This is a genomic window from Wolbachia endosymbiont (group B) of Aricia artaxerxes (assembly GCF_964026975.1).
Taxonomy (GTDB): domain Bacteria; phylum Pseudomonadota; class Alphaproteobacteria; order Rickettsiales; family Anaplasmataceae; genus Wolbachia.
This window is the reverse complement of record NZ_OZ034718.1, coordinates 528,882-542,550: the sequence shown is the minus strand read 5'-3', so window position 1 is coordinate 542,550 and position 13,669 is coordinate 528,882. Positions and strand designations below refer to the sequence as shown.

Below are 13,669 nucleotides of genomic sequence, written 5' to 3'. Positions count from 1 at the left end.
TGCCTATCAGTGCTATGCAACAAAGCCATCCCTCAATAGCAGTTATCTTGAACGCTAAAAAACTTATTTCAGAAAATGTAATAAAAAGTAAGAAGAAAATTGGCAAGTCGGTAAGAGATGATCCTTCCAAGCTGAAAGATAAATACGATCAAAACCTTATCACTATTACTAATCAGGAAAAAATGTTTGCTGCGTTGGAAGAAGGAAATCTTGAAGACTTAAAGAGTTATCTCAAAAAAGGAGCAGACATCAATGCTAGAAGTATTAACTCATGGACTACATTACATTTTGCTGCTAAGGGACCTAGTCTTGAAATTATAAAATTTGTTCTTAATCAAAATTTAGACGTTAATGTTAAAGATATTAATGGTCAAAGCCCACTACATATTGCTGCTGCATATGGAAGGAAAAATATTGTGGAATTTTTTATAGGAAAAACAGGTGTATATGTTGATGATCTAGATAATAGTGGCAAAACATCACTACATATTGCAGCTAAAAATGGTCACAAAGATGCTGTTGAAATTCTACTAAAAAATAATGCTAATACTAATACCAAAGATATAGCTGGTTTTTCACCTTTACACTATGCAATAAAAAACAATCATATTGATGTTGCTAAGATTATGCTGGAAAAAGAAGCGAATGTTGACATCAACGAAACTATGGGTGGCTTTACTTCACTACATATAGCTGCAGAAAGTGGTTATCTAGGGCTAGTTAATTTTTTACTGAAAAATGAGGCAAATGTTAATGCAAGAAACGATAAGGAGGGAATACCATTACATACAGCAGCACTAAATGGCCACCTAGAAGTAGTGAATGCTTTAATTCTCAAAGGAGCCGATGTTAACTCCAGAGTTATAGATGGTTGTACACCATTACACTATTCAATAGAAAACGGTCATGAAAAGATAGCTAATATTTTATTGAAGCATGGAGCTAATGTTAATGTTGTTGACAAAACCTATAATAACACACCTTTGCACTACGCAGCAAAAGATGGACATGAGAAAATTGTTAAGGCTTTACTGACAAATAATGCAAATGCTAGTATTGCCACTGTGGAAGGTATAACCCCACTACATTTTGCAGTGCAGAGTGGCCACTTGAAGATAGTTGTTGCTCTTCTCGAGCATGGGGTTAACATTCGCGCTAAAGATAAAAATAATGCTACGCCATTACACTATGCAGCAGAGAGTGGTCATAAGGCAGTTGCTGAGCTTTTAATAAAAAATGGAGTAGAAATCAATGATAAAGCCAATAATAATCTAACACCATTACATGTAGCTGCTCTGAAAGGTCACAAAGATATTATTGAACTCCTAATAAGAAATAAAGCTGAAGTTAGAGCTCAAGACATTAAGGGTAGTACACCATTACATGCAGCTGCGATGAATGGTAGCAAAGATATTATTGATCTTCTAATAAAAAATAAAGCTGAAGTTGATGCTAGAACTAATGATGGCATGACGCCATTGCATGTAGCTGCTCTAAGTGGACATAAAGACGCTATTGCTTTTCTAATCAAAAGTAAAGCTGAAGTCAATACTAGTGCTAATTATGGTCTTACACCTTTACATGCAGCTATTGTAGGGGGTCACAAAGATATTGTGAACCTTTTAATAAAAAATGAAGCCAAAGTTAATATGGAAGGTATTGCAGGTAGTACACCATTACATGTAGCTGTGGAGGAAGGTTATAAAGAAATCGTTGGAATTTTGGTAGCAAATAGAGCCAATGTTAATGTTAAGAGTAACAACCTAACACCATTGCTTTCTGCTATTAAGCATAATCATAAGGAAATCGTTGAAGTTCTTGTAGAAAATGGAGCTAGTGTTAATGCAGAAGGTGGTGAACCTTTATCATTAGCAGTGCTCGCTGGTTATAGGGATATTGTAGAGATTTTGCTAAAAAACAAGGCCCGTACTAATATGAAAGGTCCTGAAGATGCTACACTATTACATTTGGCTGCTAAAAGAGGCCACAAGGAAATAGTAAATGCTCTGATAGCAAGGGGAGCCAATGTTGATGCTATGACTATTAATAGTACAACACCATTATATCTTGCGGCACAAGAAGGCCATGAAGAAGTTGCTGAAATTTTGATAGCAAACAAGGCTAACGTTAACTTTGTAAATGTTGAAGGTGCTCCACTACATATAGCTGCAGGACACGGCCATGTTAATGTTATTGAAGTCCTATTAAGTAATGGAGCAAAAGTTAATGTTAAGGACAATAAGAGCAGAACACCTTTAGAATTAGCAGTTGCACATGGTCATTTGCAAGTGGTTAAAATGTTACTGCAGTATAAAAAAGTAGATATGAATGCTAAAGGCAATGATGATTGGACTATACTGCACATTGCTTCACAGGAAAGTAACTTGGAAATGGTAAAATGTCTAGTAGATGAAGGGTCTAATATTAATGCTAAAAATGCCTCTGGATCAAAGCCTATACACATTGCAGCTAGAGAAGGTTATAAAGATACCGTAGAGTTTTTCCTTAGCAAGGGGTTGAGTATTAATGAGCTTGGTACAGCTAACCAGACATTACTACACTATGCTGCAATGAAAGGTCGGTTAGAAGTTGTAAAGTATTTGATAGCACAAGGTGCTGACGTTAATGCTAAAGATATTAATGGCTTAACCCCTATGCATATTGCTGCTAATTTTGGTTATAAAGACGTTATTGAAGTTTTATTAAAAAATGGTGCAGTTTATAACGCTGTTGACAAGCTTTGTAGAAGACCATTAGAAATGACTAACGATAAAGACGTTATCAATCTATTAGCATCAACTGAGAAATTATTTGAGGCTGTAAAACGTAATAGCTCTTCAGAGGTTGAGAATTACATTAAAGCAGGAGCGTTTGTTAATGCCAAAAATGCTGATAGTGTAACACCATTATATTATGCTGCATGGAAGGGCTATGATGGAGTTGTCAATATTCTATTACAAAATAAAGCTAATCCTAATGTGGTTGGTAACAAGGGGTTTACTCCTCTGCATTATGCTGCTAAGTTCTCTCACTTAAAAGTTGTAAAGGCCCTATTATCTAATGGTGCAGTATACAATGCTGTCTCTGACAGTGGGAAAACACCATCAGATTTTACTGTGGATAAAAGTATAACTAGCTTATTTAAACTAGTCAGTGAATCATTTAAAAAGGTTAAAGATGGTAATGCTCAAGTTATTAATGACCTAAATAAGATAAAGGATATTGATACAGTAAAAGCAGTGATGAGTGCTCGTAATAGAGAGAACAAAACGTTAGTAGTTGCTGCAGTACATAGTAACTTTTCAAAAGTCGAGCAGTTGAAGCAGATATCGCAAAGTGACGTATCCGCTCAGATTGATACAGCTTTAGTGCTCTTGAATCAAGGCAATTACCAAAAAGCCTTAAGTATTTTCAGAAGCGCATTTGAAAGAAGAAAAGAAATACTAGGACCAGACAATCCTGGTACTTTAGATATTCAGACATATATAGCCAAAGTGCTATATAAGCAAGGAATTTACCAAGAAGCTTTAAATATGCTTAAAGAGATTTTTCAGAAACAAAAAGAAATGCTGGGTTTAAACGATAAGGATACTTTAAGTACAAGAAGTACAATCGCTTTAGTGCTGCATAGACAGGGGAAAGATGAAGAAGCTTTTAATATTTATCAAGAAGTCTATCAGAGACAAAAGGAAATACTAGGGTCAAATCATTCAGATACCTTAAATACTCAGTTTCACATGGCATTAGTATTAGATAAACAGGGAAAATATGAAGAAGCGTTAAATATCAATAGGGCAGTTTTTGAAAAGAGGAAAGAAACACTAGGTACACATGATCTAGCCACTGTGAGTGCCAAAAATAATATAGCAATGGTACTAGCTAACCAAGGTAAATACGAAGAGTCCTTAAAAATCTATAAAGAGGTTTTTGAAAAGAAGAAAATAATTTTAGGTATTAATCATGCTGATACCTTGAGAACGTTACATAACATTGCTGGGGTACTCTTCAATCAAAATAAATATCATGAAGCCTTGAAAGCTTTTCAAGAGGTTTTAAATATCCAGAAAAAAGCTTTACAACAAAATCACCCAGAAACCTTGAATACTCAATACAACATAGCAAATGTACTTTTTGCTCAAGGGAAATGGATCAGCGCACTTAAAGTCTACAGAGAAAGTTTAGATCAAAGAAAAGCTGTTTTTGGACCAAGTCATCCGAGTGTTTTAGATATTTTAAAAAAGATAGAGATGATTAATTTTAGATTTAAGCTTGAGGGTAGCGAAGCATCAGAGGTTCTCCAGCATCTGCAGAAAGATATCAACATTGCTGCTAGTAAAGGTGATATACGAACTGTTCAGCGTCTGTTAAAAGATGGAGCTGATGCCAACGATAAAGATATTGATGGAAGAACACCGTTGCATTACGCTGTTAGCAATGGACACATAGATATAGTAAACATCTTACTAACAAATGGAGCTAATGTTAGTCAAGTTACTAATAAAGGTAATACACCATTACACACTGCTACTTCCAAATGTTACAAAGAAATTGTTGAGGTTCTGTTACAACATATCAGTCGTGATAAATTAAATGACTTTGTTAATGCTAAAACTACTTCTAGTGGTACTACATCACTTCATGTTGCAGCTAAAGGTGGCTCCTTGGAAGTTGTAAAATCTTTATTAAAACATGGTGCAATTTATAACATCAAGAATAAAGAAGGTAAAGCACCACTTGATCTTTCTCGAGACCAAAATATTACTAACCTATTGAAATTAGTAGAAGAGCTGTTTGAGAATGCAAAAAATGGTAATGTTGAAATTATCAGTAAGCTGAAAGCAATAAAACCTGATGAGCGCGTAGCTGTAACAAATGCTCGTAATGATCAAGACAAGTCATTAGTCCAGGTTGCAGTAATCAATAAACACTCAAACCTTGCAAGTAGATTATTAGAAATATTAAAAAGTCCAGATCAGAGTTTACAAGATGTCAGCGTAGAAAATCGAGTAAAGAGTTTAAAGTTATAGCTCTCTTAAATGAAACTCTAATGAGGGTGCCAAGATCTAGAAAATATATAAAAATTACAGTGGACTTTACATCTTACTAATTATAAATTAACTTACTACCTAATCAATTCCTGAGTTATGTATGAGTAAAATTTTGATAATATTAGCAGCAGGAAAGAGCAGTAGAATGAATTCTGAATATCCAAAAGCGTTGCACCAAGTGGGAAATCTTACTCTTTTAGAACATATAATTTCTAATGCAAAATCGCTGAGTCTAAAAAGCTTATCAATTGTTGTTAACAACTCCCTTCTAAAAGATTTAGAAAACTTTGATACTCTAAAAAGTATAATCGATCAATACAATATAAAACTAATAATTCAAGAAGATATTACAGGCACTGGCACTGCAGTTAAAATTGCTCTAGAAAATCTGGAGGAGTTATCTGATCAAGACATAGTTTTAATACAGTATGGAGACACTCCTTTTATATCTAGCGATACAGTTATGAAAATGACTGATTGTTTAAAGTATAATAATTTAGTTCTTCTTGGATTCAATAGTCAAGATGAACAATATGGAAGATTAGTAATTGATAATTACGGAAATGTTCAAAAAATCCTAAAAAATGGAGATAAAATGCTTCTTGCAAACTCTGGAATAATAGTTTCATATGCTAAAGATCTTTTTACCTTAGTAAAAGAAATAAAATTTAATAATTCGACCAATGAATATTGTCTTAATGATATAGTACCCATTGCAGCAAACAATAACTTGAGTGTAGGTTATGTAGTTTCTGATGAAAGAGAAGCAATGGGAGTAAATAATAAGGAGGATTTGATTAAAGCCGAACACTATTTTCAAGAAAGAAGGCAGCCAACTTTTATTTCATAACTACATTTTTTTATTCACTAATTTAAGTTGACATTTATTTTATACTGGTTTTATAATACCTTTTAATTCTTACTTGTAAGATAATTGGTACGACAAATTTTCCTAGTTGTAGTGAGAGGGTATACATGGGGATATTAATAACAGGTGCTGCAGGTTTGATAGGGTCAACCTTGGTGAAAAAGTTAGAAAATCAGGGCCATGAAGTAATAAGCTGTGATATTAGGTTTCACAACAATCCACTCAGTTTTTTTTCAGAAGATATAGTACCACTACTTGCTCAGTGTACAGGAATTATTCATCTGGCTGCAATTTCTCGAGTTATACATGGTGAACTTTATCCTGAACTGTGTAGAAAAATTAATGTTGATGGTACAATGCAGTTTTTAGGGTTATGTAAGTCACTTCCAAATAAACCGTGGTTTATATATGCAAGTAGTAGAGAAGTCTATGGAGAGCAGAAGGAACTGCCAGTTACAGAATCTGCTAGTATCGATCCAATAAATAATTATGCCAAAGGTAAAGCATTTATTGAGGAACAAATAACAAGTTCAAAAGATTTTAATGTAGCAATATTACGCTTTTCAAATGTATACGGTGGTTTACTAGATCATAACAGTAGAGTAATTCCTGCACTCTGTATTAATGCATTAAGAGGTGATCCAATTAAAATAGAAGGTAAAGAATGTGTTTTTGATTTTACCTATTTGGATGATGTTATAGAGGGTATATGCTTAACTGTTCAATATTTACAAAGCGAAAAATCTTCTCTTCCTGCTATTCATCTTACTACTAATAGCCCATGTACTTTAGAAAACTTAGCAAAAACAATATTAAAAGTCACAAAAAGTGATTCTAGAATTGATTTTTATCCTCCAAGAAATTTTGATGTAACTAAGTTTCATGGTGATTTTACTAGAGCTAAAGAGCTACTTGGTTGGTCTCCAAAACATTCATTAGAAGTAGGATTAAGTAAATTTATAAAAAGTCTACAAAACAATACACAAGAATATCCTAACAATATAGATATGGTAATATATGAAAATATTAAAAGTTATTCATGGTTACCCTCCTTATTATAGTGCTGGTTCAGAGGTTTATAGCCAAACTCTTGCTCATGAACTAGCAAATAACAATGAGGTACAAGTATTTACTAGGTATGAAAATAGCTTTTTACCTGATTTTTATTACACTACAGTTCTAGATCGTAGTGATTCCCGGATTTTACTGCATTTAATTAATATACCTACAGCTAAATATCGTTATAAATTTATCAATGAAGAAGTAAATATAAAATTTAAAAGAATAATAGATAACTTTCAGCCAGATCTTATACATTTTGGTCATCTTAATCATCTATCAATTACTTTACCAGAAATTGCTTTTAAAGAAAATATACCTACAATTTTTACGCTACATGACTTTTGGTTAATGTGTCCAAGAGGAAGGTTTATTCAACGTAATTCTGAAGATTTATTACAGCTTTGTGATGGACAAAAGGATCAAAAATGTGCAACCCAATGTTACAAGGGATATTTTACAGGAGATGAAGAATTCCTGAATTCAGACCTAAATTATTGGGAACAATGGGTTGCAACTAGAATGAAGCACACAAGGAAAATAATAGACTATATAGATTACTTTATTTCCCCATCGAAATTCTTGATGGATAAATTTACTCAGGATTTTAATGTTCCGATAAACAAAATTTCTTATCTTGATTATGGTTTTGATCTCAATCGTCTTAAGAATAGAAATAGAGCACAAGAAAAAGAGTTTATTTTCGGTTATATTGGTACTCATACTTCCGAGAAAGGTGTTGATCTATTATTGAAAGCTTTTTCTCACTTATCATCTAAAGCAAAACTTAGAATTTGGGGAGCAGAAAGAGAAGAAACTAACGCTTTAAAAGCGATTACCGATCAATTTTTACCTATTGTTAAAGAAAGAATAGAATGGATGGGAAGTTATGATAACAAGAATATAGTTACTGACGTATTTAATAAAGTTGATGCAATAGTCGTTCCTTCAATTTGGGGTGAAAATTCACCGTTAGTAATACATGAAGCACAGCAACTTAGAATACCAGTTATAACAGCCGATTATGGTGGCATGGCAGAATATGTAAGAGATGGACTGTTGTTTAAGCACAGAGATGCAAGTAGTTTATCAGAAAAAATGCAAATCCTATCTACAGATCAGGAGTTATATAGTAAACTTACCCAAAAAGGCTATCCTTATACTAAAAATGGAAATATACCTTCTATAAGTGAGCATACTGAAAAACTTAACAAGATTTACCGTAATGCTATTAAAAAGAAAGGCAAATCAGTAGCTGTTAAACCCGGTCCTTGGAGAATTACTTTTGATACTAATCCAGATTACTGCAATTTTTCTTGTATAATGTGCGAATGTTTTTCACCATACAGTAAAGTTAAAGAAGAGAAGAAAGCTAAAGGAATAAAACCTAAGATACTATCAATAGAAACTATCAGAAAAGTAATTAAAGAAGCAGCTGGTACACCTTTAAGGGAAATCATTCCTTCTACTATGGGTGAGCCTTTAATGTATAAAAGCTTTGATGAAATAATCAATTTGTGCCATGAGTTCGGCCTTAAGCTTAACCTCACAACCAATGGTTCTTTTCCCATTAAAGGAGCTAGAAAATGGGCTGAACTATTGGTACCAATTTTATCTGATGTTAAGATTTCCTGGAATGGGGCAACTAAAGAAACTCATGAAAGAATCATGAAAGGTTCAAAATGGGAAGTAGTGACAGAAAACTTAAAAACTTTCCTTGAAGTTAGAGATAAATACTTTAGCGACACAGGTGAAAGGTGTACCGTTACTTTACAATTAACATTTTTGGAAAGTAATTTACATGAACTCTATGACATAGTTAAGATGGCCATAAAAAACGGCATAGATAGAGTTAAAGGACATCATCTTTGGGCACATTTTGAGGAAATTAAGGATCTATCTATGAGAAGAGATGAGTTAGCAATTAGTAGATGGAATACAGAGGTGAGAAGGTTATATGAGCTTAGAGATAATATGCTATTACCAAATGGTAAAAAGATAAAATTAGAAAATTTTACAATTCTTTCTCAAGAAGGTATTAAGGATTTGGCTCCAGGTGGTCAATGCCCATTTTTAGGTAAAGAAGCATGGATAAACAATGAAGGAAAGTTTAGTCCTTGCTGTGCTCCAGATGAACTCCGTAAGACATTAGGAAATTTTGGTAATGTTAATGAGGTTAAACTCGAGGAAATATGGCAGAGTAGTGAGTACCTAAGCTTACAAAAGAATTATTTAAATTACAAATTATGCAAAACATGCAACATGAGAAAACCTTTGATCAATTAATCAAAGATAATCTTAGATCTATTAAAATTTCACCGTGTGAGAGCTTTCACGAATTACTAGGAAATCCTTTGTATGAAAATAGGTTTATAAAGGTTGGTAAATTTCATGAGCCCGGTCTTGCACCGGTTTATGATCAGACAGGTGCTTATCATATCAATGTAAGAGGAGAAGCAGTTTATCATAATAGATTTCTAAAAACTTTTGGATTCTACTTTAATAGAGCAGCCGTAGAAGATGATACAGGGTGTTACCATATTGATTCATTTGGATGTAGAGTATACAAACAGTCTTATCAATGGATTGGAAATTATCAGGAAGATGCTTGTGTAGTTAGAAGACATGATAAATGTTTTCATATTAATTTAAATGGCAACAGGATTTATCAGGAGGAATATGATTATGTTGGAGATTTTAAGGATGGTATCGCTGTAGTCTATAAGGATGGTAAAGCTACACATATTAATCATCATGGAAAGTTAGTACATAATAAATGGTATAAAAAACTTAATGTTTTTCATAAAGGGTATTCTATTGCAGAAGATCAACATGGTTGGTTTCATATAGATATTAATGGTGATCCTGTTTACCAGCAGAGATTTAAAATGGTAGAAGCATTCTATAATGGGATGGCAAAAGTTGAAACTTTTGAAGGTCTGTTAGGACAAATCGATATTACCGGAAATGTAAAGTTTAGTATTTTTGATTTAGGTAAAGAATCTCAAGTGCATAGGATTTCTGCAGAACTTTCAGCCTTTTGGAAAACTTACCTAACAAGCATTGCTATTGAACTTGATTTGTTAAATATTTTACCTGCAACTATGCCAGTTTTATCTAAAAAGATAAACATTATCGTACCAAATCTAGAAAGGCTGTTAAGGGCGTTGTGGGAAATAGGGTTTGTTGATTACGATAAGGACGAGGACTTATGGAAACTATCATCAAAAGGTAAGTGTTTTAAGGAAATACCATTTTTGCCAAAAGCAGCAACAATGTGGGCAAGAGTTGCCGCTGAAAAGAATTGGTTAAAGATTGCTGATATACTAAAACAGGAGTCAATCTCTTCATTTGAATCTTTTAAGGAAAGAGAAGCATCAGAAGATAAGAAAATAGCGTTTTACCAAGCATTGCTAGGATATTCTAGATTTGATACTAAAGAGTTTAATTCTAGGATTAATATAGATGGTGCTAAGAATATATTGCTATTTGGTGTACACTCTTTATTTCTTGCTTATTCTGATATACACAATAAAGGTTCTATAGGCCTATATAACGAACATAAAGTACCAAGACAGTTAGTAGAAAATTTAAAAGTCAAACTTATAACTCAGGAAGAACTATCAGTTACAAATTATGAATTAGGTGTCTTTTGCCGCTTTCTACAGCACTATGATGATGATAAAGTATTGTCTTATTTAAAATTGGTCAAAGGAATATCTCGTATTTTATTGATAGAAACTATTTTAGATTACCGCTCTCCAACTGGAGGCTCTGTAGATATTAATGTCATGGTTGAAACAGGAGGTAAACTAAGAACATTAAACGATTGGGAAAAAATACTCAAACAAGTAAAAGGATTCAAAATTTTTGCTGTTTTACCTTTAACAGATTACTTATCAGTTATTGATGTCAGGTGTTAATCACATGGAAACATTACAAAAAAATGGTTTTTTTATTATCAAAAATCTGGTTCCTTTAGAGCTAATAACTCAGTCTTTAAGTGATATAACAAATAAGATATCAAAGCTATCCCAAGAACTAAGTGTTTCAACTTCTGACTACTTAAACTGTACCGGCAGATGGGGCACGTCATCTCGAGTAACTAGAATTATCTCTCAAGCATTAGATAAAATTATTAAAAATTACCTTGAAAAGTCACTTCAGTGTCAGATACTGCAGAAAAAATCAAATGTTATATGTAAAACTGCTGATTTAATAGATGCAGTTCCCTTCCATCAAGACATCTCCTATAGTTTCAATGATCCTTACCACTTTTCTGTTTGGTTAGCTTTGAATAATGTAAGTGAAACTTCAGGTGCACTGCAAATTATAGAAAACAGTCATAAATGGGAAATACAGCCTTTAGTTGATTTTTGGTACCCATATTTTTTTGATCAGTACTCAAGTAATCGGGAAAATTACAAAATTAAGTCACTACCTATTTCAGCAGGAGATGCGATAGTTTTTGATTCACGGTTATGGCATGGTAGTGATAAGAATACAGATGCTAAAGATAGATTTGCTTATGTAACAAGGTGGATTATAAAAGATCAAGACCTTCCCTATGTGCCAAAACCTCAGCCTTCAGTTTTTGGTATACTCAATTGTGGTGAGTTAACAGAATCTATACTGAGAGAATGCTTGTCATTGTTTGGCTACCAGGAAAGTATAAAAGCAAAAAACATGGAAGAACTTATCAAGAGCTGGTTAGCCTTTATTACAGACACAACTACAAATATTTCTGAGATCGACACTACTGAGGCTAAGCGAGATTTATATAAGCTGCTTATTCTAAATCAAGCATCAGCACTACATGATGCTGGAGACATCTCAGGAAAAATATACAAAAATTTATGGTTTTCACTACTTGTATTTCTCAATAAAAAAGTTAAAGTAGTGGAGCTAGCATTGTAAATGAACAGAAGTAGAGTTGATAGCTTCAAATGTGTATTGATGTTCATCTTGAATATAGTATCTAAATTCAAGCTTAATGTACTTATAATGTCTTTAGTTGCTCTGGTGGTAGCTGTTGATTTGTCTTTTAGAAAGTATTTAGTAAAAAATATTCTAGATACAGCTGTAAAATATCAGGAAGGTAATGTAATTGAAAATCTTTTATTACCTGTAAGCGCTTATCTTGGCATGGCATTACTTATCACTACTGCTTTTAGATTCTATGGCTATTTTGTTGACATTCGAATGTTTACCTTAATGCGTCAAAAAATAGCTGATATATCTTTTTGTAGGCTACTCCAACAAGACCATTCCTATTATCAGAACAATTTATCTGGAAGCTTAGTACATAAGGTCAGTAGCTTAATGGATAGTGTGATAGAGTTAATAAGATTGCTTATAGATTGTTTTTTCGGTTACAGTATAGCATTAGTCTTAGCTATTTATACCTTATCATTAGTAAACATAAAGTTTGCAATCGCTACATTCACTTGGGTAAGCATTTTTATTTTAGTCTCGATTTTCAGCTTTCGTGTACTTACTGAACTAGCTGATAATTACTCTAAACAAAATTCACAAGTAATAGCTAGTATAGCAGATAGTATTTTAAATGTTATATCAGTAAGGCTATTTTCTCAGCAAGCACATGAGAGACACAAATTTTTTCAAATATGCAAGAAAAGAACTATTGCAGAGAGAAAATTGCAGTGGGCATACTTTTGTCTTTGGTTTATATATGGCTATTCATTCGATATACTCCAAGCAGTAAACTTGTATTTTTTAATTCATGATTATCAATTGAACAAAATCGCAATAGGAGATATTGTTCTTGTACTTGGAATTAATATATCGATTATAGAGTTTCTTAACCATCTAACTAGAAATCTTACCCAATTTTCTACTCATTTCGGCAAAGTTTCAGATGCATTGCCAATCTTGAATACCGTACCAGAAATTCAAGATAAGGAAAATGCTAAAGAATTAAATTTATTAAGTGGAAGAATAACGTTTAACAATGTTTCTTTTTCTTATGAAGGTCAGGAGCCATTATTTCAAGATTTCTCAGTTACCATTAATCCTTGCGAAAAGGTAGGTCTAGTTGGTTATTCTGGAGGTGGTAAATCTACTTTTATAAACTTAATCCTAAGGCTATTTGATGTTAAAAAAGGTAATATAGAGATTGATAATCAAATAGTATCAGAAGTTACACAGAGTTCTTTGAGGCAACAAATATCTGTAATACCTCAAGACCCATTGTTATTTCATGATACTATTTTAGCAAACATCATATATGGTAGACTTCAATCTACTATCGAAGAAATAATGAGAGCTGCAAAGCTGGCTGGTATTCACGATTTCATTATGACTCTACCAGATCAATATGGAACTACAGTCGGAGAAAAAGGCATCAAACTATCTGGAGGAGAAAGACAAAGAATAATAATAGCAAGGGCATTTTTAAAAAACGCTCCAATATTATTTCTTGATGAACCAACTAGTCAGTTAGATTCTATAACAGAAAAAACAATTCAAATGAGTTTATTTAAACTGATGCAAAATAAAACTACGATTACTATAGCACACCGTATTTCTACACTTTTACACATGGACCGAATTCTAGTATTTAACAAAGGAAAAATTGTCCAAGATGGTAAACACGCTGAATTAGTTTCTAAGCAAGGTCTTTACAAGGAACTTTGGAATGCTCAAATTGGTTGTTTGAATGGCAAGAAATAAG

General features: G+C 32.9%; 7 protein-coding genes. All 7 read left to right on the top strand.

Going from position 1 to position 13,669, the window contains the following annotated elements:
- The first annotated feature begins 14 nt into the window (after positions 1-14).
- Positions 15-5,027 carry an ankyrin repeat domain-containing protein gene (locus tag AAGE00_RS02465; protein ID WP_341815331.1) on the top strand — a complete coding sequence of 1,671 codons (5,013 nt, stop codon included), beginning with the start codon at positions 15-17 and terminating at the stop codon, positions 5,025-5,027.
- 121 nt (positions 5,028-5,148) lie between these two features.
- Positions 5,149-5,898 carry an NTP transferase domain-containing protein gene (locus AAGE00_RS02460; protein ID WP_341815328.1) on the top strand — a complete coding sequence of 250 codons (750 nt, stop codon included), beginning with the start codon at positions 5,149-5,151 and terminating at the stop codon, positions 5,896-5,898.
- Between the two features lie 125 nt (positions 5,899-6,023).
- A complete protein-coding gene (locus AAGE00_RS02455; RefSeq protein ID WP_265024697.1) occupies positions 6,024-6,977 on the top strand; it encodes an NAD-dependent epimerase/dehydratase family protein in 954 nt (317 codons plus the stop codon).
- A complete protein-coding gene (locus AAGE00_RS02450) occupies positions 6,934-9,261 on the top strand; it encodes a glycosyltransferase (RefSeq protein ID WP_265032314.1) in 2,328 nt (775 codons plus the stop codon). The genes AAGE00_RS02455 and AAGE00_RS02450 overlap by 44 nt, the downstream gene beginning before the upstream one ends.
- Positions 9,222-10,898 carry a WG repeat-containing protein gene (locus tag AAGE00_RS02445; protein ID WP_341815327.1) on the top strand — a complete coding sequence of 559 codons (1,677 nt, stop codon included), beginning with the start codon at positions 9,222-9,224 and terminating at the stop codon, positions 10,896-10,898. Before AAGE00_RS02450 ends, AAGE00_RS02445 begins: the two co-directional genes overlap by 40 nt.
- A gap of 4 nt (positions 10,899-10,902) precedes the next feature.
- Complete coding sequence (locus tag AAGE00_RS02440) at positions 10,903-11,892, top strand: phytanoyl-CoA dioxygenase family protein (protein WP_063630629.1); 990 nt, start codon at positions 10,903-10,905, stop codon at positions 11,890-11,892.
- The gene (locus AAGE00_RS02435) at positions 11,893-13,668 is read left to right on the top strand and encodes an ABC transporter ATP-binding protein (protein ID WP_063630621.1); all 1,776 of its coding nucleotides are present in this window, start codon (positions 11,893-11,895) and stop codon (positions 13,666-13,668) included. It begins immediately after the preceding gene.
- The last annotated feature ends 1 nt before the right edge of the window (position 13,669 follow it).

Excerpts from the sequence above, each read along its gene's own strand:
- AAGE00_RS02445 (WP_341815327.1), top strand. The coding sequence starts at position 9,222 with ATGCAAAACATGCAACATGAGAAAACCTTTGATCAATTAATCAAAGAT.
- AAGE00_RS02440 (WP_063630629.1), top strand. The coding sequence starts at position 10,903 with ATGGAAACATTACAAAAAAATGGTTTTTTTATTATCAAAAATCTGGTT.
- AAGE00_RS02450 (WP_265032314.1), top strand. The coding sequence starts at position 6,934 with ATGAAAATATTAAAAGTTATTCATGGTTACCCTCCTTATTATAGTGCT.
- AAGE00_RS02465 (WP_341815331.1), top strand. The coding sequence starts at position 15 with ATGCAACAAAGCCATCCCTCAATAGCAGTTATCTTGAACGCTAAAAAA.
- AAGE00_RS02460 (WP_341815328.1), top strand. The coding sequence starts at position 5,149 with ATGAGTAAAATTTTGATAATATTAGCAGCAGGAAAGAGCAGTAGAATG.
- AAGE00_RS02455 (WP_265024697.1), top strand. The coding sequence starts at position 6,024 with ATGGGGATATTAATAACAGGTGCTGCAGGTTTGATAGGGTCAACCTTG.
- AAGE00_RS02435 (WP_063630621.1), top strand. The coding sequence starts at position 11,893 with ATGAACAGAAGTAGAGTTGATAGCTTCAAATGTGTATTGATGTTCATC.